Origin of the sequence: Pontibacter sp. H249, from assembly GCF_037892465.1 — a bacterium.
Lineage (GTDB): Bacteria > Bacteroidota > Bacteroidia > Cytophagales > Hymenobacteraceae > Pontibacter.
In genome coordinates this window covers 15870-40151 of the sequence record NZ_JBBKTR010000018.1, presented here as the reverse complement: position 1 = coordinate 40151, position 24282 = coordinate 15870, and the positions used below count along the sequence as shown (strand labels likewise).

The following is a 24282-nucleotide window of genomic DNA, read 5'->3' as shown; positions in this document are numbered from 1 at the left end:
AGATAGTATCCCACCTTAACCCTAAAACTATGGCACACTCTACCACTCAGATCGAACTAGGTGCAAAAGCCCACCACTTTGCCCTGCTGGACACAGTTTCGGATAAGCTTGTTTCCTTAGACGATGTGGCTTCTCAGAAAGCGACTGTGATTATGTTTATCTGCAACCATTGCCCCTATGTAAAGCATATTCTGCCGGAGCTGGTAAAGCTTGCCACAGAATACCAGGAGAAGGGAATAAGCTTTGTTGCCATCAGTTCTAATGATGTGCAGCTGCAGCCACAGGACGGGCCGGAGGAAATGAAAATGCTGGCCGATGAGATGCTGTTCCCGTTTCCGTACCTCTACGACCAGACCCAAATGGTGGCGCGCCACTACATGGCCGAGTGCACTCCTGAGTTTTTTGTGTACGACGGCAACAAGCGGCTTGCCTACCACGGCCAGTTCGATAGCTCAAGGCCGAACAGTGGTGTGCCGGTAACAGGCCAAGATTTGAAGCAGGCATTAGATCTATTGCTGGATAATAAACCTGCCCAGGCACAGCAACATCCAAGCGTAGGGTGCAGCATTAAGTGGAAGATGCAGTAGCCGGTATGTCTTTCTTATTCTCGTTAATTAATTCTGCCATGGCTGTTACATGATCCAGGTATTGGGAAGTATAGGCATCGTGGGCAGCGTGTATGTACATGGCTGTACCTCCTACTACTGTTTTGATGATATCTTCGTGTTCCTCCATGGGTATAGCAGGGCAGCCTAAACTACGACCTAATCTGCCAGCTTGTTTTATAAAAGCTTCGTTAGCATACTCTGCTCCGTGCATTACAATACAACGGTCCTTGGCATTCGTGTTAAAACCCTGGTCAAGCCCCTCCAACTTAAGGGAAAGGCCATGTTTGCCTTGGTAAGTATATTCAGTTACATAGAAGCCAATGCTGCTCATAAAAGACTTTTCCTCATTTGAGAAGCTCTCAGCAAACTCGTCTCCTGAGTTGCGCCCATGCGAGACGTAGGTGTTATGTAGTATCTCCTTCTTATCCAGATCCACCACCCAAAGCCGTTTTTCGTTTGATGACTTTGTGAAATCTACAATGGTAAGTACAGGCTTTTCAGAAACCTCATCCCGGTGCCTCATGTTATAATAACCAGTGAGCGCCTTATCAAAAACTTCAAACCTAAGGCCTGTTTCCTGTAAGCCCATGTGGTTGTACAGGTTATAAGCCACTTGGTTAAACTTCATTACCTTATAATCTGTAATGCGCGATTTAACCCGGTTAAAGTCGTTGTTAGGTGCCGATGTTGAAGCGCCTATTGGTGTTGCCAATGGGGTGAGCGCAAGCGGCGCAAATAAGGGAAGTACTCCTTTTGCTAACCTTCTGCGAATGTATCTGAACCTGGGCTTTCTCATATGCTTTGCAGTTTGAACTAGTATTTTCTACGAAGCAGCGCCCGCTCGGTTAAGTTTTACACCAGCGAAGCTCAAATAAGCATGCAGCAGATACAAAAGGCACTATTTTTGTTTATCTAATTGTTTATCAAGTTAATCCGAATATAAACTTCACATGCTAAACTTTAGTCGAGGTAGTATAAATTTCTTTTTGTTTTCATTGCTTATACTCTTTGCAGCAAGCTGCGGTGCTCCGCAAACACTGCGTACAGTATTTAAAAACCAGACGCCATACGAGGCTTATGTAGCCAAAATAAAAGATGCCAAACTAGACCAGACTGCACTCGGCCAGGACTGGATCAGGGCCGGAGAAAAGGCACTGCAAGACTCTATTACCGTAACCTTACCTTTTAAAGAAACAGGCTACTTTTCTGCTGATAAGCCCAGAGCTTTGGGTTACAAAATAGATGCAAAACGTGGTGAGCGTATTGTGGTAAACCTAGAGGTAAAAGCACGACAGGCGATGTTGGTTTTTATGGATATGTTTGAGGCAGTTGGTAACCCAAAGCACCTTGCCTTTGCAGACACAGTAAGCAATACACTGGTATATGAGGTGGAGGATGACGTACAACATGTACTGCGTGTGCAGCCAGAGTTATTGCGTAGTGGGCAGTACACATTAACTATAAAGTCTGAACCAACATTGGCTTTCCCGGTGGCAGGTAAAACCAGCCGCAACATAGCCAGTATCTGGGGCGACCCGCGTGATAACGGAGCACGCTTACACGAAGGAGTAGATGTATTCGCAAAGCGTGGCACTCCGGTAATTGCCTCCAGTCCAGGTGTTATCTCTAGGGTACAAACAACGCCTAGAGGAGGTAAGGTAGTATGGCTGGCAGATCGCGATCGCAATCAAAATTTATACTATGCCCACCTCGATAGCCAGGCCGTAACAGCAGGCCAACGCATACAGGTTGGCGATACATTGGGCTTTGTTGGCAACACGGGGAATGCAAGAGGCACTGCCCCACACCTGCACTTTGGCATTTACCGTTATGGCCAAGGCCCTACCAACCCTTACCCTTACCTGCACGACAGCAACAAACCAATACCCGCTATACAGGTAGATGCGGAAAAACTAGGTAACTGGGTACGTGTATCTTCTAAAGCAGCCAATGTACGCCAGCAGCCATCTACAAAATCGAATGTGTACAGGCAGCTTACACAACACACTCCCCTACTGGTTACAGGTGCCTATGCCAGCTGGTACAGAGTAGCGCTGCCGAATGGATCGGAGGCTTATATCGCCAACAACTTAGTAGAGGCTACCACCAAACCCATCAAATATGAAAAACTGGCTTCCACCACCGACCTGTTAGACGGGGCAAGTACACTTGCTCCTGCCAAAGACAGTTTAGCTGCCGGTAGTAAAATTGCCGTGTTAGGTGGTTTCAATGGCTATACTTTTGTGAAAGCCGAGAACGGCGAACTAGGTTGGGTACAGGATAATGTTGTGTTGGGTGTGCGATAAAAAGCTATTCTAACAGAACAGCCCCTACTCACAACACTCAACTAACCTATCTTGCTGATTACAAACCGTTCGGGATGGTTGCGTTCGTAAAGGGCGTGCATGATACCGTCTTTTAAGCCAACAGTTGGCACGATCATACTTTCTAATTTAGCCCATTTCATGGCAGAAAGGTAAATCTCAGCGGCAGGAAGTATAACATCGGCACGGTCTGGGTTCAGGAGCAGGTTTGTGATACGCTCTTCCATGCTCATACTTGCCACCATCGCCGATACTTCTTCTATCTGTTTACGGTAAATAGGCTTTCCTGCTGCTTTGCCAGCCAGTTCGTAGATCTTGTTAATGTTGCCGCCTGTACCAATGGCACGGGATAATTGGTATTTTCTGGAGTTGGTTTCAATCCATTCGCGCATGCTGTTCCAAAGTTCTTCAGAATCTCTGCCGTGCATGTGTCGGATCGTGCCTTGCTCAAAAGACTGTGAAGCTATTTTCTCACGGTTCACGTAGATATTGAACTCCGTACTCCCGCCACCCACATCAATGTGAAGGTAATTGCGCTCGTCAAGGTAGTTTATGATAACTTTATTGATAAGCTCTGCCTCAGCTACCCCGTCTATCACATTTATTTCCAAACCTGTTTCCTGGTACACACGCTCCAGAATCTCAGGTGCGTTCAGAGAGTTTCGCATGGCAGAGGTAGCGCATATCATGTAGTGGTCCACGTCGTGCACATCTATCAATAGTTGCAGCGCACGCAGCAGTTTGATAAACTTCTCTACCTTGTATTCGCCGATGTAGCCAGTGTTAAACACATCCTCGCCGAAGCGGATGGCATAGCGGATATACTCTATCTTCTTGAAAATGACAGTACCGTTTTGGTTTAGTACACTCGAGATCTGGCATCTCACAGCGTTTGAACCAATATCAATAGCAGCTAACTTCAATAAACTGGGATTTTAATGTTAATGATATGCCTGTAAATATACGCATAAATGCCGGAGAGTTTGGGCGAAAAATGAACTGAATGAGTTATCAGACTTACTATTTATTTGTTCTTTTTTGGGAATACATATTTTGCATGTCAGATAAAAAATAAAAGCCGGAGCAAGTATGAACTTCCCCGGCTTTTACTGATTTTAGTTATACTTCGCTATACAATTTCCTCTACTGCTGCCTCAACAAAATGCTTGTGGTAAAAGATCTTGTGAACATCTATCACTTCATCGCTGGCAAGGGCTCGCTTCTTTACATAGGTACCGTCTTCACGCATGATGTAAGAGTTTTGGTTATCCAGCAAGTTGTAATGCAGAATATTAATAGTCTCACGCTTTAGTTCTTCGTTGGCAATCAGGAACAGGGCTTCTATTCTGCGGTCAAAGCTGCGCACCATACAGTCTGCGCTGCCGCCGTATAATTTAGGGTCGCCGTTGTTATGGAAGTAGTACAAACGTGCGTGCTCCAAGTACTCTCCTACTATACTTTTAACTGTGATATTCTCACTCAAATCTTCACGGCCCGGACGCAGACAACAAATGCCACGCACGATCAGTTTGATAGGTACACCTGCTTTAGAGGCTTTATACATCTCATCGATGATTTCCTTATCCTCCAGAGAGTTGATCTTGATGACGATGCCACTCTTCAGCCCTTTCTTTGCGTTCTTTGCCTCATGGCGTATCAGCTCGATCAGCTCGTGGCGCATGTTTTTCGGCGAGGTCATCAGGTACTTGTACTCGTTTGGCCTGGAGTGGCCTGTAATTACATTAAAGAACTCTGATACATCGTGGGCATATACTTCGTCGGTAGTTAGCAAGCTAACGTCGGTGTACAGCCTGGCGGTTTGCTCGTTGTAGTTGCCGCTGCCAACGTGCACGTAACGCGTTACCTTCTCCCCTTCTTTTCGGATGATCATCATCATTTTGGTATGCGTTTTATACTTGCTGATACCGTAGATAACGAAGCAGCCGGCTTTTTCGAGCTTCTCGCCCTCTCGCAGATTGCGTTCCTCGTCAAAGCGGGCCTTTACCTCAAACAACACCGATACGTGCTTCCCGTTTTCAGCAGCTTTTAACAGGGCCGCTGTTACCCTGCTCTGGTCGGCAAGGCGGTAAATGGTTTGCTTTATACCAAGTACGGATGGGTCTTCGGCGGCACGCTCCAGTAACTCCACCACGGGCTCCATACTGTTGTAAGGGTGGTGCAGCAACACATCGTGCTCCTTCAGGTACTCAAACAGATCTACGCCATCGCTTGGCAAACTAAGCGGTGCCACCGACGACGGTTGCTTGAAGCCCTTATCCTTGAACTGCCGGTGGTTTATGATCTGCCACAGGCTGCGCAGGTCTATCAGGTTATTGATCGTGAAGATGTTCGCATTGTCAATCGTCCAGCGTTCTTTTAAAATGCGCAGCATAAACTGCGAAGGGTTACGCTCTATCTCCAGCCTTACCACACGGCCTTTTTTTCGGGTCTTTAGCTTAGACTTGATTTCCTGCACAAAGTCAGCCTCCAGATCGTCGGACTCCTCCAGGGTAAAGTCGCCGTTGCGGGTAATGCGGAACAGGTTAACCGATACGATCTCCACATTTCGGAAAAGCTTTTTGATCTTCCAGCGCACGATCTCCTCTATCGGCACAAAAATAATCTTGTCCTTACGGGTAAGTTCGTAAAATCGGGCCAGGTTCTGCGGTATCTGTACAAATGTTACCCTGTCCAGTGCTTTTTGCTCTTCGGTGGTGCGGGTTACTACGCCAAACGTAAGCAGCTGGTTCATCAGTAACGGAAAGCCGTGGTAGTTATCAAACACCATCGGGGTTAGCAGCGGGTAAATCGTGTTCTTAAAGTATGAATCTACTTTCTTCTGCTCGATCTCTGTCAGCTCACTAATCTTGAGTATGTCGAAGCCGTGCTTTTCGCAGAGTGGTTTTATCTCGCTGTTAAACGTAAGGTACTGGTCGTTCACGAAGCGGTGCGCGTAGTCGAGCAGCTTTTTACGGAACGGCAACTCACGCAGCCCTGAGTAGTCGAGGCGCTCCTTGCCGTAGTCCAGGTAATTGTACAAGCTGCCTACCCTGATCATGAAAAACTCATCGAGGTTAGACGAGGTAATGGCCAGGAACTTCAGCCTGTCAAAAAAACTCTTGTTTGTATCGCGTGCCTGGTCGAGTACACGGTAATTAAAACGCAGCCAGCTAAGGTCGCGGCTGATGTATTTACTTTTCTTTATCTGGTCAGAGACCTTATTGATAAGCATGTTTTCTGTTATTATGAGCGTATAAAACGCGAAAAACCTAAGATACTATTAAACTCAAAATATAAGCAGAAAGTATAGGTATTCCTTCATATAAGCTAGTTTTATTTAATCTTACATCACTCAGCATATATTTTATTACTTTAGATACCTTGTTCTAAATTGCACTGCCAGTAGCTGGTTTTTTATGAAATTGAATCCCAACAAAGGTTTAAAGTATACTAAACGCTTGGTTGCGGTAAGTATGGCTGGCTCTATACTTTCTGTTGTAACAGGTATGGCCGGATTTGGCGAGTTATATCCCTTTGCTACCTGGAAACTTTATACTCAGCCACTTGGCAGCAAAAACATTTATGAGGAATACAGAATTTATACGCTTGCTCCTGATAATGCCATGTGGCAGCGCCAGTCTGTGATGAACAACCCTAAAGATTTTACTCAGGACGAATACGTTTACACCTTGAATAAGTTAGTGGCCGGAGCGCTGTCAGATGCTCCCGATTCTGTGATGTTCAGGAGTCGGCTGCAGTCTTTTGTAAAGTATGTTGCCCCGCCTGCGGCAGCTTATAAAATTGTAAAGGAAACCTATCACCCACTGGAGCACCTCCATCACCCGCAGCACTATGACACGCTTACTGTATTACGTTTCTGATAGATTGAAGGGAGTGGATATTTCCGGCGACCGGGAGGTTAAGTACAGGAATGTGTTTAGCTTTTATTATGCTGTGCTGGCCCTGCGCCTGTTCAGCTTTCTGTGGCTTTACTGGACAGCAGCCAAATACCTGCAACTGCAGCAGCGCCCCACTGATATATTTTGGTTCGACCATACGTTGGTAAAATGGTTGATGCCTTCTTTACCTAATGCACCGTTGTTTTTTGGTGTACTGGCCTTGGCTGTAGTTTGCAATGGCTGGCAGTTGATCAAAAGCAAATCATCCTTCGTGTTGCAGCTTCCATTGGCACTCAGCCTGCTTTGGTTAAACCTGCCGCAATGGGGCTATGGATTTTTAAGCCATGTAAATCATACTTTCCTGCTCGCGCACTTGTTCCTGGTGTTCATCCCCATCAGCAAAGCATCGCTGCAGCACCCCGGGCAGCAACTGCATAAAAGTATAAACTGGTTTTATGCTGGTATACTTTTCACCTATACATTAGCCGGACTCTGGAAAATACCATCTCTGCTTTATAAGCTGCTCTTAAATACAACTGATGTGCATTGGCTGCACCCGCATGCCTCCCTTTACAATGCTTTTGTCAGTTTCCGGAACTACGACCTGCCATTTAACCTGGCACCTGTTTTTACAGATTATGCACTGTTCTGGCAGCTAAGCTTTCTAGTTGTCGTGTATCTGCAGAGTGCAAGTATAGTTGCTGCCTTCCGGCAGGAGCTGCGACCGCTTATGGGTGTTTTGCTGGTACTGTTTCATGGTATGAACATGCTTGTTTTCCAGACATACTTTGTGGTAGCCACACTTGTTCTCTTATGCCTGCTGCTGCCATACGATGTGCTTCTAGGTAACAAATTCAGGAAGCTTGCAGCTGATCTTCAAACAAACTTCACAGAAGCACAGCCTGCCATAAGTACACTCACTCCTTTCGAGTGTTTTAGGCAGCGTGTTAAATCTAAGTCTTTTTATCTTTCCGGCATTTTATTTTTGCCTGGAGTCCGGATGCTTGCCAATGGTATTACCAGGATAGCTGGCAAACTTTGAACACAAAATGTAGCCAGAGCTCGTAACATAAAGGCATACCATCTTACCTAAAGTTATGGCTAAAGCAGAAACTACAGCAGCTAAAAATCCTGATTTCCCGCCACTGCCCCTTAAGGATTGGGAGCCGACAAAAGACACTCTGATTTTATACTTTCAGATAATAGGCAAGATCAGGTTAATGCTAATGCCCCGTCGCAACCACTGGTGGAACGTTACACTATATGTTACTTCGCGCGGGTTAAGCACGGGCCCTATCCCTTATAAGTTTTATACTTTTGAGATAGACTTTGACTTTATAGAGCACCAATTAGTGTTACGAACCAGCACAGGTGCAACAGAAAGCATTGCGTTGCAGGATGGTTTAAGTGTATCAAACTTTTATACTTCCGTGATGAAGGCTTTAAAAGTGTTAGGAATAGAAGTAGCCATACTTGCTAAACCATACGACAATAAAAGCAAGATACCTTTTGCAGAGGATTACACACATGCTACTTATAACCCGGAGCAGGTACACCGCTACTGGCGCGTGCTGGTAACCGTAGACCAGGTATTAAAAGAGTTCAGCGGGAGGTTCTACGGTAAGATATGCCCGGTGCACCTGTACTGGCATCACATGGACTTAACGGTTACCCGCTTTTCAGGAAAGAGTTTACCTGTGCCTATAGAGAAAAGTGTGGTAGAGAAAGATGCATATTCGCATGAGGTAATCAGTTTTGGCTTCTGGCCCGGAGACGATCAGGTGCCTTACCCAGCCTTTTACTCATATACTTTTCCGTCGCCAGACGGTATTGAGCTGGAAAAGCTTTACCCAAAGCAAGCACAATGGGCAGACGCAAACGGTAGCCCTATGGCCTTATTAAACTATGAAGAGCTACGCCAGCTAGACAACCCGCGCGAGAAGCTGCTAAGCTTTTTAGAGAGTGCTTACATTGCCGGTGCACAGTTAGCCAACTGGCCTGTAGAAGAGCTACGGGTTATACCGCTAAATGAGTTATAGCTTATACTTCCGAGGATTTTAATTTTATACTTTAGTTATTTTCCTGTTTGGATATAAAGTATGGCCCTGTCTAGCACTTCATCTTTTCCGTCAATAATACCTTGTATTGTTGGCTTGACTTCTATGTCAATTTTCACTCCTTTTCTTTGTGTTTCTGTGCTATCCGGGTAAAATATACCTATACCTGTTATCACTGTTTTATGGCCATCTACCATTTCAACTGTGCTTATATTCCCGTCGGCTCCTGAAGTCTGACTTCCTAGCGTGGTTACGTTATCGCCTGTTTGCAAAGCCATTACAGTAAACTCCGCATAGCTTTGCGATCTTTCATTTGTTAATAAAACCACTTTGCCCTTATATTTTAAATCACCGCTTTGTCCGCATTGTCGGCCGTTTTTCCAGATGAATTTTCCAGGATAATTTAAGTCAGGATAAGTAACCTTATAAAAGTCATTTCTTTTGGAGCTAATGTAGTCGGCTACTGCGTATAAAGTTCCTTTCGGATAATTTCTGATATCGAAGACAACAGCTTTAGTGCTTTGCAGTGCTTCCATTATCTCGGGAACGTCTTGGGGAACGATCACGCCCATGTTGACGTAGCCGATATTTTCGTCTAGTATCTTGAATTTCTTAGCTTCTTTAGCTCTGGATTTGAGCTCATTTACCAAATACCTTTTGATGGTTTTAGTGTATACTTGGTTATCTCTGATAAATTCAATTTTCAATGAGTCAGAAGAGCCGTTGAAGATAAAACGTAATGCATTAAGCTTTTTTCTTGAAATGTTTGAGCCGGTTATATATTTTGCTTTTTCTTTGAAGATGGATTCAACTTCCTGATCATTGACCTTGGTGATAGCATCGCCTATTCGTATATCGTCTATTCTTGCCAAAGAATCTATGTAAAAGCCGGTAATTACTGCTTTATTCTCTATCAATTCAAATTTTGCAGGAATTAGATACTGGCCGAAGAAGAGATCTAATTGGTCATTGTGGTATCCGGCGTGGCTATCGTCTATACTTACTACCAGTTCAAGCATTGCCAACTGGTACTCAAGTTCAGTTTTGGGATACAGGAACTTCGGAAGCATGGTTTGCAGTACTTCATCCCAGTCTGTTTCAGTTTGGTATTTATATGGAAAGAAATACTCCACTATATTCCAATACCGAAACAAGGCGAGTAGTCTTATATTTTCATTATTCCAATTAAAGTCTTTGTAGATAATTTCATTGGTGACTTTGACGTTGTTGGCTTTTTTGATGCTTTTGTTGGCAGACACATAGTATTTCTTTCCTTGATGCCTATTCTGTTCAATAAACTTAAGCCTTTCAGAGAGTTCGGCTGTGAAAGTATAATTGTCGTTAAACCAAATTAAATCGAAGTTCTTATCAAAGTATTCTATACTTGTATTTTGCTTACAAGTCCTACAGTCTTTTACTTTTCCCAGAGTGTCCAGCCACTTTATGTAGACCTGGGATAACTCTTCTTTTGTAGAAGCAGTCCTGACATGTGGCAGAATCTTGAATAGCTCTTCGTCCCAATTATACTTACCATCAGCCACTTTCGGGTGATAATACTTCAGGAAGCCCCATACTTTGGCAAGGCTTTCCAGCTTCTGATTCTCGGTTAACTTAGGTGTGGCAAGGGTTGTAAAGCTGTAGAGCAGTAGCAAACATAGAATAATTTTTTTCATAGGTTATTGTAAGGGGAAATGCGATTTAATTCGTCTATTTATCTTAGAAGTAATGCAAAAACTTTTTCATTTCAAGTTTAGTTGCCTCCCCTTTTTCCAAATGCGACTTATATTATTTAGTGCTGCCAGATCAATGGTAGGATCACCTTTTACAAGTAAAAAATTAGCTATTCGGCCTTCAGCGGGAAGTGAATTTTTATCCAGCTTATAAACTCTGACAGGATTTGCCGTGGCAGTTTTCAGTGCTTCTACCTCGCTTAAGCCCGCAGCAGATAGTAACTTAAGCTCTTCCACCAGGTCCGATCCAAACTTTAAGTTAAGATTTGGCGCATCAGTACCGGCTAAGAGTACAATACCAGCTTTATGCAGCCTTTTCACCTCTGCCTGCACCTCCTCTAAACTAAGATATTGATTAGACCGACCACTTTTTTGCCCGTACTCCAGCAGCCCTTTTGTGGCCAGCAGTGTGGGAGTTACAAAGGGCTTTTTCTGCTTCAGCAACTCTAACTCCGATGGTGTTATACTTCTATCAAACCAAACATGGGCAAAGCCATCAACGGATAGCTCTGCCAGCTTTGCAGCATCGGTGGCTGTAGATACATGTGCTATGGCTACTTTATTAAGTTGATGTGCACTCTGTACAAGAGCATTTATACTTTCGTAACTCAGGCTTTGCACCATTGGCTCCCTGATTATTTTGATGACATCTGCGCCCTCTTCTGCTCTTTCTTTTACAAAAGTATAAGGATCCGTTTCTGAGCTAACTGTTGGTATTTTGTAGCCGAACTGAGTGCCATGTCCGCCTGCAACTGTTATGGCAGGACCCGAAGATAGTAGTGTGGCAAAGTATAAAGAGTCTGAATATGCTTTTAAACTGTTGGCTACCCCAGGAGCAGAATGCAGATCAAGTAATGTAAAAACCCCACCGCTTAGAGCATCTCTTAACTGATTTTCAGAACTGATATGTACATGGGTATCAATCAGGGACGGCACAATTGTGTATCCATATGCCTCTATAATCTCCGCTGCATTGTACTTTGCCGCATCCGGTGCGATAGCTACAATCTGGCCTTTATTGATAACAACATTAGTCTTTTCATACACTTCTTCCCCATCAAACACCCTAACATCTTTAATTATTGTATCAACTTTCTGTTTAGGTGTGCATGCAACAGAACAAAAGATCATTAACGTGAACAGTAGAGTACCTCTGCCTTGACGCATACTTTTGTTTTAAGATAGTGTGGCTGATTTCGACTAAAAAGATTTCCTGTTTTTAGAAATGATATAGGCAAACTGAAGGCCTGCTGCAGGGTAAATCGTTTTGCTTCCAGAATCAAAGTCAGCACCAAAGCCTAAACCTATGTGCGTGTTAAATATAAACCGCTGTCCAAGCGGCCTTTGTATCCCCCAATGCATCTCGTTCAAAAGCGTCTTGTTCAATGGATCAAAGTCTTTTCTTCCGGAAATTCTGGCTGTGGTATACTTTGTCTGAAAGGCAACATAATTACCGGAGTTGTTTAGCATCGCTTTGCCTTTGCCGTATCGCTTCTCCCGGTTATAAATATACTTTACCTCTGATCTGAAATAAGCCACCGGGTCGTTTATGACCCAGGTGCTACGAAAGTCATTACCGTAAATGGAATATCCCCCACCCAGACCGGCACTAAGGTTAACAGTAAACTTTTTACTTATCGGTATTTCGTAGCCTGCGCCAACCCCATGAAGCCCCAACTCCAACTTGGTTATGCTTATTAATTCTGAGGGTTCTGTAAGAGGTTTTATAGACTGTGCGGATACTTTGAAACACAGTGTTGCAAAGGCTAACAATATAAGTTTTGTTTTCATAAATGATGTTGGTTTAGAATGTGGATGCAAAGTATAACTTTAGAGCTTAAAATATACTTTATGACTAATATAGTATAAATTCTTTACATACTTCATCTGTTACAGAAACTAAAAAGCCATACCCCCAAAAGAGATATGGCTATCTTGTACTTAAAATTAGATTATACTTATGCTTCCGGCATTAGCCTTACAACCAATCCGTCCAGTTCAGGTTTTACCTTTAGCTGGCACGACAGGCGGCTGGTGGCAGTAGCATGCGGCAATGTTTCCAGCATATAAGCTTCATCATCGCTGGGCTCTGGCAGCTCTGCGCTTTGCAGCACCTCTACGTGGCAGGTAGCACAGATGGCCATACCGCCACAAATTGCCGCCACGTCCAGTTCATTGGCTTTCATCACTTCCATCACCGAGAGGCCCATGTCTGTAGGCGCCTCCAGCATTACGCGGCTGCCGTCTTCCAGCTCTACGTGTATGTTTATGGTATCTTCCATTAGCTGAGTTCCTGTATTCCGTTAACTGTTGTATACTTCAGTACAAACTTCTTGTCCGGGTAAATGATGTTGTAAGCACTTTGTGCCATTAGTGCCGCCTCATGGAAGCCGCAAAGTATAAGCTTCAGCTTGCCTGGATACGTATTGATGTCGCCGATTGCAAACACGCCCTCTATGTTGGTAGAGTAATCGAAGGTGTTTACCACAATAGCGCCCTTCTCCAGCTCCAGTCCCCAGTTCTCAAGTGGGCCCAACTTTGGTACTAATCCGAACAACGGAATAAAGTAATCCGCCTCAATCTTGTGTTCTGTATCATTATCGATCAAAACCGTAACAGAGTCAAGTTTACCGTTGCCGTGTATATCAGTTACATTAGATTTCAGGAGCAATTTTATATGTCCTTCTTCGGCCATACTTAGCACCTTCTCAGCAGACTCTGGCGCACCTCTAAAGGTAGAGCCTCTGTGTACCAATGTCAGCTCCTCGGCAAGGCCTGCCAGGTAAATAGTCCAGTCTAGTGCGGAGTCGCCGCCGCCGGCCAGTACAATGCGCTTGCTACGGAACAATTCCGGGTCGCGCACCATGTAGGTTACGCCTTTGCCTTCAAAACCTTCCAGGTTTTCAATGGCTGGTTTGCGTGGCTCAAATGAGCCAAGGCCACCGGCAATCACCACTACTTTACAGGCAATTTCTGTGTTATCAGATGTTGTCACGATAAAAGAACCGTCCTCCTGCTTGTCCAGCTTCTCTACACGCTCACCGAGTGTAAACGTAGGGTGGAACGGCTCAATCTGCTTCATCAGGTTATCTACCAGCTCACCGGCAAGTATACTTGGGAAGCCTGGTATGTCGTAAATCGGTTTTTTAGGGTATATTTCGGCCAGCTGGCCTCCTACTACCGGAAGGGCATCCACAACGTGGCAGCGCATCTTCAGCAAACCTGCCTCAAACACCGCAAACAAGCCCACCGGACCTGCCCCTACGATACATATATCTGTTGTTATCATTTAGGTATTAACTTTTGTGTTTAACACTAACTGTCGCGGTAAATTTACAAGCAACAGTTTAGCATCCATAGTTTTTTCTGTTATTCTTGTTCATGATTCTCGTCATTAAAACTTAACAGGACTATGCTCATACATACTCTGATACGACAACAACCTAAATCCATTTAGGTTGTGATGCAGCGAAGATTTAATGTTACAACATGGTACCGCAGATTAAGGGGGGGGGATTATATTGACTTTTGGGATTTCTCTGCTGTACGTGGTCCAACCACCCCTGAATGTTTACCTCACCCCAGCCCTCTCCTAAAATCAGGAGAGGGAGTTTTGCTATTACTCAAGAATTATAAAGCCTTGTGGTTTATGCCTATCAATAGAACCCAAACTTGAACTATGAGCACAAAACTCCCATACTACAAATTGCTATTCTCCCTTTCAAAAGGCTCTTTCACTTCAATCTATTCATTTAGAGATATGAGATAAAATGAAAAACGTAAAATCATAATAACAACCTTAAACTTTACTATTATAAAATTTAAATATAACACTATGATAAATTGAATAAGCTATGAAAAAAAACTTAAATTACAATTTGAGAAAGTTTGTACTCCTTCTTTCTTTAACTTCTATTTTTCTTTTCTCTTATAATTCTTTTGCTCAGAAGCAGCTAGAACTCAACAAGTCCAATCAACCTTTTTGCTACACCTCTGAAGTAGAAAATTTATTGAGAAAGCAATATCCTGAACTTGGCAGTCAAGACGCCTTCGAAAAAGCTTTACAAGCAAAAATTATCGAATACAAAGAAACCCTAAAGACAAAACGTATCAAAGATGAAGTATTCATACTACCTGTAGTTTTTCATATCATCCATAATGGAGAACCTGTTGGTACAGGGGTAAACTTAAACGCTCAATATATTTATGAAGAGTTAAAAATTGTCAATGACTTTTTAAGACAGAGGGTCGAAAGCGTAAACCCTGCGTCTGCCGATATAGGTATAGAATTGGCTCCTGCATTACGTGACCCTAAGGGAGTATCTCTTTCAGAACCGGGTATACATCGATATGAATATAATATATATACACCAGGGATGACGCTGTTGGATGTATATAAGAGTATTGAAAACGAATTAAAACCTACTACAATTTGGGATTCAAATAAATACTTAAATATCTGGATAGTAGATCATAAAGATGGCCCTCTTAGCGATAGATCTTACGCCAACTCCCCAATAACTTTAACGGAAACTTATACTATTAGCGATCTTACCCAAAGAGATGGCATCGTCATTGATTACTTAAGTTCATCTATTAATAATTTCAGCGAAACTGTAGCCCATGAATTTGGCCATTGGTTAGGGCTTCGTCATACATGGGGACCATCAGACGAAGAAATACCCGACTGTTCAGGAGATGATTTCTGTGAAGACACCCCTGCTCACAAAGGGCCAAACTTTGGATGCCCTACTGGTATCGATACATGTCCAACCCCTGGTCTGGACCCAATTGACAATTTAATGAACTATTCTGATTGTAGTAATATTTTTACTAATGATCAGAAGGTAAGAATGCATACAGTATTGATGAACCTTACCTTAAGAAAATCCTTGTTGAAATCAACTGTACATCTTCAGGATAATGGTAAGCCCACAGCATATTTTGAAGTTGACCGAACCTTTGCATGCGCGTTGTTTACGAATTTCAGACTTACAGATCGCTCCACAAATAACCCTACTTCCTGGCAATGGTCAATCCTTGACAGATCTGGAAATCTTCTGAGTACTTTTACCCAGCAACATCTTACGGTCTTCTTTAATGTTATAGGCTCTTTTGGAGTACAGTTAGTTGTGCGAAACAACATAGGAAGCGACACTTTATATATACCCAACCTCTTAATTGTTAAGTCAAATACTTTTCTTACACTACCAATGAGGGAAGATATGGAAACAGCTGCAATATTTCCTAATTGGCTTAGCTATAACAAAAGTAATGATGGGTTTAGTTGGATGCTTGTACGTCAATTTAATGCTCCTATAAGAAATATCATAGGGTCAGATGGCAAACCAACAACTGCTTTAAAATGGGGTAGAGTGGAACAGTACACAAGTATTGTTTTCGGGGAAAGAAAAGAGGATTGGTTTTTGAGCCCTTTATTAAATCTTGCGCAATATAGGAATGCCGAAATTAGCTTTGATGTGGCCTATAAACCCATACTTGGTTCTGGGGACCCATTATACGATGATCGTGTGGTCAGTGCTAAATACTCTTCCTTAGATACAATATCTCTAAAGTACACAACGGATTGTGGCTTAACATATACTACATTATGGAAGAAAGGTGGGGAAGACCTTGCTACTCTCAAACCTGAAATACAGGAGCAAATATTCATACCAACTGCTGCTACACAATGGAGAAGAGAATCAATTTCTTTAGCGGGTCTAAATGGTTTGTCAAATGTTAGTCTTGCTTTAGTAATATCAGCAGGATCTTCCGGGCAAAATATATACATTGATAATCTGGAGATAAAAGTTCCTCCTGTTATGAATGTGCCTGTTTCTAATTTTAATGTTAAAAACACCTCTGTTTGTGAAGGTTTAAATATTCAATTCTCCGACATTTCCACAGGAGCTCCATCATCTTGGAATTGGTCATTTCCTGGTGGAGTTCCATCATCCTCTAAAGAACAGCATCCTTTTGTCACTTATTCCACTCCTGGAACCTATACAGTTACACTTACTACCTCCAATGCTTTGGGTAATAACACAATTAGTAAAAAAGACTTTATTGTTGTGAATGAAACAGGTCTTAAAGCTGCTGCATCCCTGAACACAGTTTGCTTGGGAGATACTATTTTTTTGATTGCTCAAGGAGGTGTTCCAAATAAACCATACTACTGGGAGGCCTCAAATGGTAAAAGCTTATTAGGGGCAGGTTATTTCATAAATCCATATATAATACCTGCAGAGTCTGGTACCTATTCATTTCGACTCTTCGGTGAAAGCGAGGCTGGATGTATAGTGCGCTCCTCTGTTGAGGTAGAAGTAAAAGATATTCCTACCAAACCTACTATTACACAAGGTGCTCCTTCTGGTTCAGGCATCGCCAAACTTACCTCTAGCAATACTAGTGGTAATCAATGGTTCAAAGATATGCAGCCAATTGTAGGAGCTAAAGAGCAAGTATATGAGGTAATGACATTCGGCTCATATGCTGTACAGGTAACATCAGAAAACTGTTCGTCTTTAATTTCAGATGAGGTAAATATAGGAGTTACAGCCTTAACTCCTACTCATGTTCTTGAGAAATCAATTGAGATATTTCCTAATCCTGCTACACAGGAAATAGTTATTCGGACAGCATTACATACAAGCAAAAATGAGATTAACTATGTAATTTACAATATTTTAGGAGTTAAACTTGAAGAAGGTGTAATGAACAAGCGGGCAGAAAACTGGGAGCATAGAGTAAATCTAACAAATTGGAACTATGGACAATATGTTGTAGTGATTTGGTATGACCAAACTCGCGTTAGTCGTTCATTCGTAAAACTCTAGCCGCGGTTAACTAACCGCGAAGAACTTCAAGGTCCTAATCCCGATCAAAAAAGGCCAGCTGGTATGGCTGGCCTTTTTTGAAGTATAAAAATGTACGTTGTATTACACGTCTACACGGGCATATTTTGCATTGCGCTCAATAAAGTCACGGCGTGGGCCTACCTCATCACCCATCAGCATCGAGAACAGGTGATCTGCCTCAGCAGCAGACTCAATAGTTACCTGCTTTAAGCTTCTTACATCCGGGTTCATGGTAGTAGTCCAAAGCTGCTCCGGGTTCATCTCACCAAGACCTTTGTAACGCTGCACGTTTACGCTTTCCTCTCTGCCTTTGCCAAGCTCAGCAATGGCATCCAAGCGGTCCTGCTCACTCCAGCAGTAACGCTCTTCTTTGCCTTTCTTAACCAGGTATAGCGGAGGCAAAGCAATGTACACGTAGCCATTCTCGATCAGCTCTTTCATGTAGCGGAAGAAGAAGGTAAGGATTAGCGTACGGATGTGTGATCCGTCTACGTCCGCATCCGTCATGATGATGATTTTGTGGTAACGAAGCTTCTCCATGTTCAGGGCTTTCTCACCATCTGCCGTACCAAAGCTCACGCCAAACGCCGTGATCATGTTCTTGATCTCTTCGTTCTCGTAGATGCGATGCTCCTGCGCCTTCTCTACGTTCAGGATCTTACCACGCAGGGGAAGTATGGCCTGGAAACGACGGTTACGGCCTTGTTTGGCAGAACCACCCGCAGAGTCACCCTCCACCAGGTATATTTCGCAATTTGCAGGCTCGCTATCAGAGCAGTCGGCTAATTTACCGGGTAAGCTGGTGCTGGAAAGTACGCTCTTACGTTGTACCATTTCGCGGGCCTTACGGGCTGCGTTACGAGCTTGTGCTGCAAGTATAACTTTCTGCACAATCATACGCGCCTCCTTCGGGTTCTCCTCCAGGTACTCGTTCAGCATTTCGCCTACAGCCACATCTACCGCACCACCTACTTCGGAGTTACCTAACTTAGTTTTGGTCTGGCCTTCGAACTGCGGTTCCTGTACTTTTACGGAGATAACAGCTGTTAAGCCCTCTCTGAAGTCGTCACCGGCAATATCTATCTTCACCTTATCCAGCATACCAGATTTATCTGCGTAAGCCTTCAGGGTACGTGTAAGCGCGCGGCGGAAACCACCAACGTGCGTACCACCCTCTATGGTGTTAATGTTGTTTACATACGAGAAGATATTCTCGGTGTAAGACGTGTTGTACTGAAGCGCAATCTCTACGGGAACACCGTTCTTCTCACTCTCAATATGGATTGGCTCCGGTATCAGGTTCTCACGTGTTTCATCCAGGTAAGCAACAAACTCCTTCAAACCACCTTCCGAGAAGAAAGAGTCTGAATTAGTTGGTTCGCCCTGTTCGTTTAGCTCGCGCAGGTCCTGCAGGTTAATACGAATACCTTTGTTCAGGAATGCCAGTTCGCGCAAACGGCTGGCAATGGTATCGTATTTATACTCTGTGGTGGTAAAGATAGAAGCATCCGGCGTAAACTGTACGGTTGTACCTGTTCTGTCGGTTTCGCCGATCTCACGCACAGGATAAGCAGGAGCACCAATGTTGTAGTGCTGCTCATAAATTTTACCGTTGCGGTGCACAGTTACGTGCAGGTCTGTGGAGAGTGCGTTAACGCAGCTCACACCCACACCGTGCAAACCACCTGATACTTTGTATGTGTCTTTATCAAATTTACCACCGGCGTGCAGTACCGTCATTACTACCTCCAGGGCAGAGCGGCCTTCTTTCTGGTGAAAATCTGTAGGAATACCACGGCCGTTATCAGATACCGTGATAGAGTTGTCTGGATTTACGGTTACATTGATCGTATCGCAGTGGCCGGCAAGTGCCTCGTCAATCGAGTTGTCTACTACCTCCCAAACCAGGTGGTGCAAACCTTTTATACCGATGTCACCGATGTACATGGCAGGGCGCTTACGTACTGCTTCTAGCCCTTCAAGTACCTGAATACTATCTGCTGAATAATTATTATGCAATTGTTTTTCTTCCACTTCACTCATGTGTATTAGGGTAGATTGAATAGGTAAAACTAGCATTTTTATTTGGTTAATGCTATACTTTTTGAGGGCTGAAGTGCAGCAATAACAGTCGCTAATTACTACCTGCTATTTTACTGCGTTACAATCCACTTAATTTTAACAAATTAGATGCCCCGATAGTGCCTTAAAATGTAGCCTTAAGCTATAAAAAACACAAAAAGGCTACCCACTTTCGCAGGCAACCTTTCTGAGGTATTAAACAGGAAAAGAATACAAATTTTACTACTGTCTGCGCCTAGAAAATACCGCTTATACTATACTGCAACCTAGGCAACTTAACGTGAAGTATGTACTGATATTACCAGCACTATATAGTATTTCTACAACGATAATTGTGCCATAAAATTGGTAACCTTTAAAAAATTAATATCTGTTCTCAAATACTACCCTATGCTTAAGCAGCTTTTACATACCTTCTTAAAGTATAAAGCGGTTATTCCGCTACTCCAAAAAAACCTGTAAATTATGATTTTGACAGCATTATTTTTCCCCTCACCCTATACTTACCCCTCTTCCCGGTTAACCCATAACCCTGCTCTGTGTGCGTCGTTGATAAGTATAGACATCTTTAAATCAAAAAAAGGAGGTTAAAAATGGCTATGAATTTTGAGAATTATGTAAAGGACGCAAACACTTGGACGAATCAACTGTGTAACTACCTGGGCATTGAAGATGAGAACAAGGCTAACAGGATTTTCAGGGCGGTTCTTCATGCCATCCGCGACCGAATTCCTACTGCCGAAGCTATTCATTTAGGTGCACAGTTACCTATACTTTGGAAAGGCGTGTACTATGATGGCTTCCATATGCACAGCCCGGTACGCATCCGCCACGAAGACGAATGGCTGGAGTTTATCCGCACAAAAGACGCTTTTGCCGATAAAGCTGATTTCCCTACCCTTGATCACACATACTATGCTTTCCAGGATGTGATGACGTTTCTGCGTGACCATATTTCCGAGGGACAGTATAACCAGGTAGCACAGGCACTACACTCAGATATTACTGTTCCGGTATAAACGAAAACAAACCCCAAAACCAGGAGCCCGGCACATGTCGGGCTTTTTTTATGGCAAGTATGCTATAAATAATTTTTGGTGGCTGCAAACCAATCGGGCAATGTATATCCTGCTTAATCAGTTATCTTTACACTATTAAACTAGCCACCTGAACTATGAAAAAGTACCTATTACTGCTCTGCCTGCTGATTATACTTTGCGTAACGTATAAAGCAACCGCTGCACCTAAACCTAAAAAAGAACTTGTTGTAGCCACCTATACTTACGGCGACAACGACCGCCTTTCCAACATACAACCCATTGCCCTGGACATGGCCAAGGCGCTAAAGGCGACGCTACGCCTGAAAAGCTACCCAACCATTGGGGAGCTGGTGGAGGCACTGCGTCGTGGCGAGGCCGATGTGGCTGTAATGAACACCTTTGGCTACCTGCTGCTGCAAACCGACCCTACCCCACCCATTGTACCGCTTGCTGCCTTGGAGGTACCTGCCGATGCGCTTAAAGCTTATACGTCGTGCCTTATCGCCAGCAAACAATCAGGCATCAAAAGTATAGAAGAGTTGCGCAGCAATTCACAGACTTACTCGCTGGTATTTGCCGGCAAGCACTCTACCTCCGGCAACCTGATTCCGAGGTTATACCTAAGTTCTTTGGGCATACTTAACCCCGAAGAGCAGTTTGGGCAGGTAGACTTTCTGAACAGCCATGCCAGCGCCTTGCAGGAAGTAATCAGCGGCAATTCTGATGTGGCTGCACTTGGCACCGGCGAGTTTCACAAACAACTTTTGAATGGCAACCTGAAAGAGGGTGATGTAACTATACTTTGGCAGTCGGAAGGCATACCGCAGGGGCCCATAGTTTGCAAAGCCTCTATGCCAGCCCGGCAACAGAAAAAACTGCAAAAAGTACTGCTGCTTGCACATGAGAAAAACCCCGAAGCTATCACACAGCTAAAACGTGCCTGGACCGAAGCCTACGAAGCCGATCATTTCGAGCCTGTGTCGGAGAGTTACTATAAAAGCATCATCGATCTGGCCGGCAGCCGGGAGAATCTGAGAAAGGTGCTGGAGCAGCATTTGTAGTATACTTATCCCCTTTGTTAACCTCAGTTCAATACTTATCTCCAATTAAGGAAGCGTTATGAAACTCCATGTTCTGGACGTAAAATTTAATTTTAAAGGCAGAGAAGAGGTCATATACCCTGTAATTCTTCATCACGAAGACCAGCTCCTGCTTATCGACTGTGGCTATGCTGGCTTTATGCCATTGATAGAAAATGCAGCCAACCTTCAGGGAATTACTTTAGACAACCTTACTGGGGTTATTGTCACACATCATGACATAGACCACATTGGTGGGCTCTATGAAATAAAGCAGCACTATCAGGCAATAAAAGTATATTCCTCCGGGCTTGAGGCAGCTTATATTAGCGGAAAGGAGAAATCTCTCAGGCTTGTACAGGCGGAAGGCATTTACCAAGAGTTACCTGAAGATCAAAAGCCTGGAGCCAGGGCTTTTCAAAAAATATTGGAAAATGTAAGCCCTGTGGAGGTAGATTATGTCTTCCCTGAGGCAGAAGAGTTTTTGTTCTTAAAAGGAGTGAAGATAATTCCTACGCCCGGACACATGCCAGGGCATATATCAATCTACATGGAAGAAAGCAAAACACTTATTGCCGCCGATGCGCTGGTTTGTGAGACTGGGAAACTGCAAATAGCCAATCCTGCTTATACGCTGGATCTGCCTCAGGCTATAGAGTCGGTTAAAAAACTGTGCCATCTAGAAATTGATAGAATTGTGTGCTACCATGGGGGAGTTGTTGAAGGCAATATCCGGGAGAAGTTAAACAGCCTGGTTTATGACTACTCGGATAGCAAAGTCAGTTAAACTCTTCCCCACTCCTTTGCACATCCCGAAAGGCAACCGTACCTTTGCAGTAAGTGATGCTGGTAAAGCCTAGGTTATACTTTCAAAGCTATAGTAAAGCGGCCTGTCATCACGCGTTTATACCTTGAGGAACAAATAAAACCTGTGCCTGTTAGGACAAAGTATGGCTCCTCATTTCATCTAAAGTCATGAAATACCTTATACTATCCATCAGCTTTGCACTTGCTATACTTTGTAGCTGCAGCCAGGGCCAAAGTCCCAAAGAACAAAAAGAGGCACTGGAGGAACGCGTGCTGGCCGTGCACGACACCGCTATGGCTAAAATGGGAGACATCTATAAACTCCGTAAAGGCCTGCGCACTCTCCGCGACACTTTGGAAGTTCAGCAAGCCGATTCTTCTACGCTAAACAGCCTGCAAATACAAATACAGCTGCTAAACCGCGCCGACGAAGCCATGATGGTATGGATGCGCCAGTACAAAGCCCCTGCCAAGGACATGCCAAATGAGCAGGCTCTGAACTACCTGCAACAGGAGTTGGTTAAAATAGAGAAAGTACAAACCCTTATGGACAGCACCATCAACGCTGCCCGCAATACCTATACATCTTATGATCAAGATAAGTAAAGCACCCTTTAGCAAGTATACTTTACAGCTGGCAGTTATACTTAGCATTGGCTTTTTCTCAGCCTGCAGCAGCGACTCTGCCGATAAAACCTTGCCTATACTTGGCCATCGCGAAGCCGTGGAGCGTGTAGTTGATGGCGAAACGGTAGTAGACACCTTTTACCACCAGATACCTGACTTCGCTTTTATAAACCAGGACAGCCAGCAAGTAACCCAGGAAACCGTAGCCGGAAAAATATACGTAACGGATTTCTTCTTTACCAGCTGCCCTTCCATCTGCCCTAAAATGAAAAGCCAGATGCTGCGCGTGTACGAGAAGTTTAAAGACAACCCGAACGTAGTTATACTTTCGCACAGCATAGACCCACAACACGACACAGTAGCAGTACTACGGGATTATGCTGATCGCCTGAATGTACAAACTAATAAGTGGCACTTTTTAACCGGCGACAAAGACAACATCTACGCTATGGCCCTGCAGTACTTTACAGGTGTACAAGAAGATGCCCAGGCAGAAGGCGGCTTTGCGCACAGCGGAGACTTTATGCTGGTAGACCAGAACCGCCACATACGCGGCCACTACCACGGCACAGAGCAGGAAGATGTGGACCGACTGATGAAAGACATGGATGTACTGCTGAAAGAAAAGCAAAATGGCCAGAAATAAACTTATGGTAGTAGCACTGGGCGGCTTAATGCTTACCACCCTTACCCAGTGCTTCACAAATAAGAAGAACGAAGGCCAGCGCCTGTACGAAGTCAACTGCCAGAGCTGCCACATGGCAGACGGTAGCGGTCTGCGCGGCGTTATCCCTCCTATTGCCGGTGCCGATTACCTGGAGCAGCACCGCGACCAGTTGGCTTGCCTCATACGTCATGGTATAGATGGCCCGATAACCGTTAACGGCATCGAGTATAACAAACCAATGCCCGGCGTAGACCTGCGCGAAGACCAGATAACCAACCTGCTAAATTACATCCAGACCAACTTCGGCAACAACAACCAAAGATATACTATGCCGGAAGTAGAAAAACAGCTAGAGGCTTGCCCGCCGCACAGGTAGTAACAACCTTTGTAGAGGGACAGGTCGCGACCTGTCCGCGCGATGACAATAGCAATGAAACGGCAACAGTACATGCAGCAATCAAATCCTGCTTACCCTTTTGAGACTTAATAATCCTGATTCAGA

General features: G+C 44.0%; 21 protein-coding genes. 12 read left to right on the top strand and 9 right to left on the bottom strand.

What is annotated here, in order from left to right; all coding sequences use genetic code 11:
- Nucleotides 1-29 precede the first annotated feature (29 nt).
- A complete protein-coding gene (locus WG943_RS18300) occupies nucleotides 30-587 on the top strand; it encodes a thioredoxin family protein (RefSeq protein WP_340411228.1) in 558 nt (185 codons plus the stop codon).
- Here WG943_RS18300 and WG943_RS18295 read toward each other — a convergent pair.
- A complete protein-coding gene (locus WG943_RS18295; protein WP_340411226.1) occupies nucleotides 568-1404 on the bottom strand; it encodes a murein L,D-transpeptidase catalytic domain family protein in 837 nt (278 codons plus the stop codon). The two genes, WG943_RS18300 and WG943_RS18295, sit on opposite strands and share 20 nt — an antisense overlap.
- Before the next feature lie 154 nt (nucleotides 1405-1558).
- On the opposite strand from WG943_RS18295, the gene WG943_RS18290 reads away from it, so the two are divergent.
- The gene (locus tag WG943_RS18290; protein ID WP_340411224.1) at nucleotides 1559-2914 is read left to right on the top strand and encodes a M23 family metallopeptidase; all 1356 of its coding nucleotides are present in this window, start codon (nucleotides 1559-1561) and stop codon (nucleotides 2912-2914) included.
- A 41-nt stretch (nucleotides 2915-2955) separates the two neighbouring features.
- Here the strand turns inward: WG943_RS18290 and WG943_RS18285 are convergent, their stop codons facing one another.
- Together WG943_RS18285 and ppk1 are read right to left on the bottom strand one after the other, a co-directional pair.
- Complete coding sequence (locus WG943_RS18285) at nucleotides 2956-3855, bottom strand: Ppx/GppA phosphatase family protein (RefSeq protein WP_340411223.1); 900 nt, start codon at nucleotides 3853-3855, stop codon at nucleotides 2956-2958.
- Nucleotides 3856-4061: 206 nt separating this feature from the next.
- Complete coding sequence (gene ppk1, locus WG943_RS18280; protein WP_340411222.1) at nucleotides 4062-6164, bottom strand: polyphosphate kinase 1; 2103 nt, start codon at nucleotides 6162-6164, stop codon at nucleotides 4062-4064.
- A 184-nt stretch (nucleotides 6165-6348) separates the two neighbouring features.
- Between ppk1 and WG943_RS18275 the strand changes: the two genes are divergently transcribed.
- The 3 genes from WG943_RS18275 to WG943_RS18265 are packed head-to-tail and all read left to right on the top strand — an operon-like array spanning nucleotide 6349 to nucleotide 8870.
- The gene (locus tag WG943_RS18275) at nucleotides 6349-6813 is read left to right on the top strand and encodes a hypothetical protein (RefSeq protein ID WP_340411220.1); all 465 of its coding nucleotides are present in this window, start codon (nucleotides 6349-6351) and stop codon (nucleotides 6811-6813) included.
- Nucleotides 6785-7873, top strand: coding sequence for a hypothetical protein (locus WG943_RS18270; RefSeq protein ID WP_340411219.1), 1089 nt, complete (start codon nucleotides 6785-6787; stop codon nucleotides 7871-7873). Before WG943_RS18275 ends, WG943_RS18270 begins: the two co-directional genes overlap by 29 nt.
- Before the next feature lie 55 nt (nucleotides 7874-7928).
- Entirely contained in the window at nucleotides 7929-8870 is a 942-nt protein-coding gene (locus tag WG943_RS18265; protein WP_340411217.1) for a DUF5996 family protein, read from the top strand.
- A gap of 35 nt (nucleotides 8871-8905) precedes the next feature.
- Here WG943_RS18265 and WG943_RS18260 read toward each other — a convergent pair whose 3' ends face one another.
- From WG943_RS18260 to WG943_RS18240, 5 genes are all read right to left on the bottom strand, one after another.
- Nucleotides 8906-10561: a S41 family peptidase gene (locus WG943_RS18260; protein WP_340411216.1), complete on the bottom strand. Its 1656-nt coding sequence runs from the start codon at nucleotides 10559-10561 to the stop codon at nucleotides 8906-8908.
- A gap of 66 nt (nucleotides 10562-10627) precedes the next feature.
- Entirely contained in the window at nucleotides 10628-11785 is a 1158-nt protein-coding gene (locus tag WG943_RS18255; protein WP_340411215.1) for an amidohydrolase family protein, read from the bottom strand.
- 33 nt (nucleotides 11786-11818) lie between these two features.
- A complete protein-coding gene (locus tag WG943_RS18250) occupies nucleotides 11819-12409 on the bottom strand; it encodes a hypothetical protein (RefSeq protein ID WP_340411214.1) in 591 nt (196 codons plus the stop codon).
- Nucleotides 12410-12576: 167 nt separating this feature from the next.
- The gene (locus WG943_RS18245; RefSeq protein ID WP_340411212.1) at nucleotides 12577-12900 is read right to left on the bottom strand and encodes a 2Fe-2S iron-sulfur cluster-binding protein; all 324 of its coding nucleotides are present in this window, start codon (nucleotides 12898-12900) and stop codon (nucleotides 12577-12579) included.
- Nucleotides 12900-13907, bottom strand: coding sequence for an NAD(P)/FAD-dependent oxidoreductase (locus WG943_RS18240; RefSeq protein WP_340411211.1), 1008 nt, complete (start codon nucleotides 13905-13907; stop codon nucleotides 12900-12902). The genes WG943_RS18245 and WG943_RS18240 overlap by 1 nt, the downstream gene beginning before the upstream one ends.
- A gap of 565 nt (nucleotides 13908-14472) precedes the next feature.
- Between WG943_RS18240 and WG943_RS18235 the strand changes: the two genes are divergently transcribed.
- Complete coding sequence (locus WG943_RS18235) at nucleotides 14473-17457, top strand: M43 family zinc metalloprotease (protein WP_340411209.1); 2985 nt, start codon at nucleotides 14473-14475, stop codon at nucleotides 17455-17457.
- A gap of 102 nt (nucleotides 17458-17559) precedes the next feature.
- Here the strand turns inward: WG943_RS18235 and gyrB are convergent, their stop codons facing one another.
- Nucleotides 17560-19521 (bottom strand): DNA topoisomerase (ATP-hydrolyzing) subunit B, encoded by a 1962-nt coding sequence (gene gyrB / locus WG943_RS18230; protein ID WP_340411208.1) that lies wholly within the window; start codon nucleotides 19519-19521, stop codon nucleotides 17560-17562.
- A 638-nt stretch (nucleotides 19522-20159) separates the two neighbouring features.
- Between gyrB and WG943_RS18225 the strand changes: the two genes are divergently transcribed.
- From WG943_RS18225 to WG943_RS18200, 6 genes are all read left to right on the top strand, one after another.
- The gene (locus WG943_RS18225) at nucleotides 20160-20579 is read left to right on the top strand and encodes a DUF2267 domain-containing protein (RefSeq protein ID WP_340411206.1); all 420 of its coding nucleotides are present in this window, start codon (nucleotides 20160-20162) and stop codon (nucleotides 20577-20579) included.
- A gap of 155 nt (nucleotides 20580-20734) precedes the next feature.
- Nucleotides 20735-21661 carry a phosphate/phosphite/phosphonate ABC transporter substrate-binding protein gene (locus WG943_RS18220; RefSeq protein WP_340411204.1) on the top strand — a complete coding sequence of 309 codons (927 nt, stop codon included), beginning with the start codon at nucleotides 20735-20737 and terminating at the stop codon, nucleotides 21659-21661.
- Nucleotides 21662-21719: 58 nt separating this feature from the next.
- Nucleotides 21720-22466: an MBL fold metallo-hydrolase gene (locus WG943_RS18215; RefSeq protein ID WP_340411202.1), complete on the top strand. Its 747-nt coding sequence runs from the start codon at nucleotides 21720-21722 to the stop codon at nucleotides 22464-22466.
- A gap of 188 nt (nucleotides 22467-22654) precedes the next feature.
- Nucleotides 22655-23092: a hypothetical protein gene (locus WG943_RS18210; protein WP_340411200.1), complete on the top strand. Its 438-nt coding sequence runs from the start codon at nucleotides 22655-22657 to the stop codon at nucleotides 23090-23092.
- Nucleotides 23076-23759, top strand: coding sequence for an SCO family protein (locus WG943_RS18205; RefSeq protein ID WP_340411198.1), 684 nt, complete (start codon nucleotides 23076-23078; stop codon nucleotides 23757-23759). The genes WG943_RS18210 and WG943_RS18205 overlap by 17 nt, the downstream gene beginning before the upstream one ends.
- A gap of 4 nt (nucleotides 23760-23763) precedes the next feature.
- Nucleotides 23764-24156, top strand: coding sequence for a c-type cytochrome (locus tag WG943_RS18200; RefSeq protein WP_340411197.1), 393 nt, complete (start codon nucleotides 23764-23766; stop codon nucleotides 24154-24156).
- The last annotated feature ends 126 nt before the right edge of the window (nucleotides 24157-24282 follow it).

Excerpts from the sequence above, each read along its gene's own strand:
- WG943_RS18300 (WP_340411228.1), top strand. The coding sequence starts at position 30 with ATGGCACACTCTACCACTCAGATCGAACTAGGTGCAAAAGCCCACCAC.
- WG943_RS18295 (WP_340411226.1), bottom strand. The coding sequence starts at position 1,404 with ATGAGAAAGCCCAGGTTCAGATACATTCGCAGAAGGTTAGCAAAAGGA.
- WG943_RS18290 (WP_340411224.1), top strand. The coding sequence starts at position 1,559 with ATGCTAAACTTTAGTCGAGGTAGTATAAATTTCTTTTTGTTTTCATTG.
- ppk1 (WP_340411222.1), bottom strand. The coding sequence starts at position 6,164 with ATGCTTATCAATAAGGTCTCTGACCAGATAAAGAAAAGTAAATACATC.
- WG943_RS18275 (WP_340411220.1), top strand. The coding sequence starts at position 6,349 with ATGAAATTGAATCCCAACAAAGGTTTAAAGTATACTAAACGCTTGGTT.
- WG943_RS18270 (WP_340411219.1), top strand. The coding sequence starts at position 6,785 with ATGACACGCTTACTGTATTACGTTTCTGATAGATTGAAGGGAGTGGAT.
- WG943_RS18265 (WP_340411217.1), top strand. The coding sequence starts at position 7,929 with ATGGCTAAAGCAGAAACTACAGCAGCTAAAAATCCTGATTTCCCGCCA.
- WG943_RS18260 (WP_340411216.1), bottom strand. The coding sequence starts at position 10,561 with ATGAAAAAAATTATTCTATGTTTGCTACTGCTCTACAGCTTTACAACC.
- WG943_RS18255 (WP_340411215.1), bottom strand. The coding sequence starts at position 11,785 with ATGCGTCAAGGCAGAGGTACTCTACTGTTCACGTTAATGATCTTTTGT.
- WG943_RS18250 (WP_340411214.1), bottom strand. The coding sequence starts at position 12,409 with ATGAAAACAAAACTTATATTGTTAGCCTTTGCAACACTGTGTTTCAAA.
- WG943_RS18245 (WP_340411212.1), bottom strand. The coding sequence starts at position 12,900 with ATGGAAGATACCATAAACATACACGTAGAGCTGGAAGACGGCAGCCGC.
- WG943_RS18240 (WP_340411211.1), bottom strand. The coding sequence starts at position 13,907 with ATGATAACAACAGATATATGTATCGTAGGGGCAGGTCCGGTGGGCTTG.
- WG943_RS18235 (WP_340411209.1), top strand. The coding sequence starts at position 14,473 with ATGAAAAAAAACTTAAATTACAATTTGAGAAAGTTTGTACTCCTTCTT.
- gyrB (WP_340411208.1), bottom strand. The coding sequence starts at position 19,521 with ATGAGTGAAGTGGAAGAAAAACAATTGCATAATAATTATTCAGCAGAT.
- WG943_RS18225 (WP_340411206.1), top strand. The coding sequence starts at position 20,160 with ATGAATTTTGAGAATTATGTAAAGGACGCAAACACTTGGACGAATCAA.
- WG943_RS18220 (WP_340411204.1), top strand. The coding sequence starts at position 20,735 with ATGAAAAAGTACCTATTACTGCTCTGCCTGCTGATTATACTTTGCGTA.
- WG943_RS18215 (WP_340411202.1), top strand. The coding sequence starts at position 21,720 with ATGAAACTCCATGTTCTGGACGTAAAATTTAATTTTAAAGGCAGAGAA.
- WG943_RS18210 (WP_340411200.1), top strand. The coding sequence starts at position 22,655 with ATGAAATACCTTATACTATCCATCAGCTTTGCACTTGCTATACTTTGT.
- WG943_RS18205 (WP_340411198.1), top strand. The coding sequence starts at position 23,076 with ATGATCAAGATAAGTAAAGCACCCTTTAGCAAGTATACTTTACAGCTG.
- WG943_RS18200 (WP_340411197.1), top strand. The coding sequence starts at position 23,764 with ATGGTAGTAGCACTGGGCGGCTTAATGCTTACCACCCTTACCCAGTGC.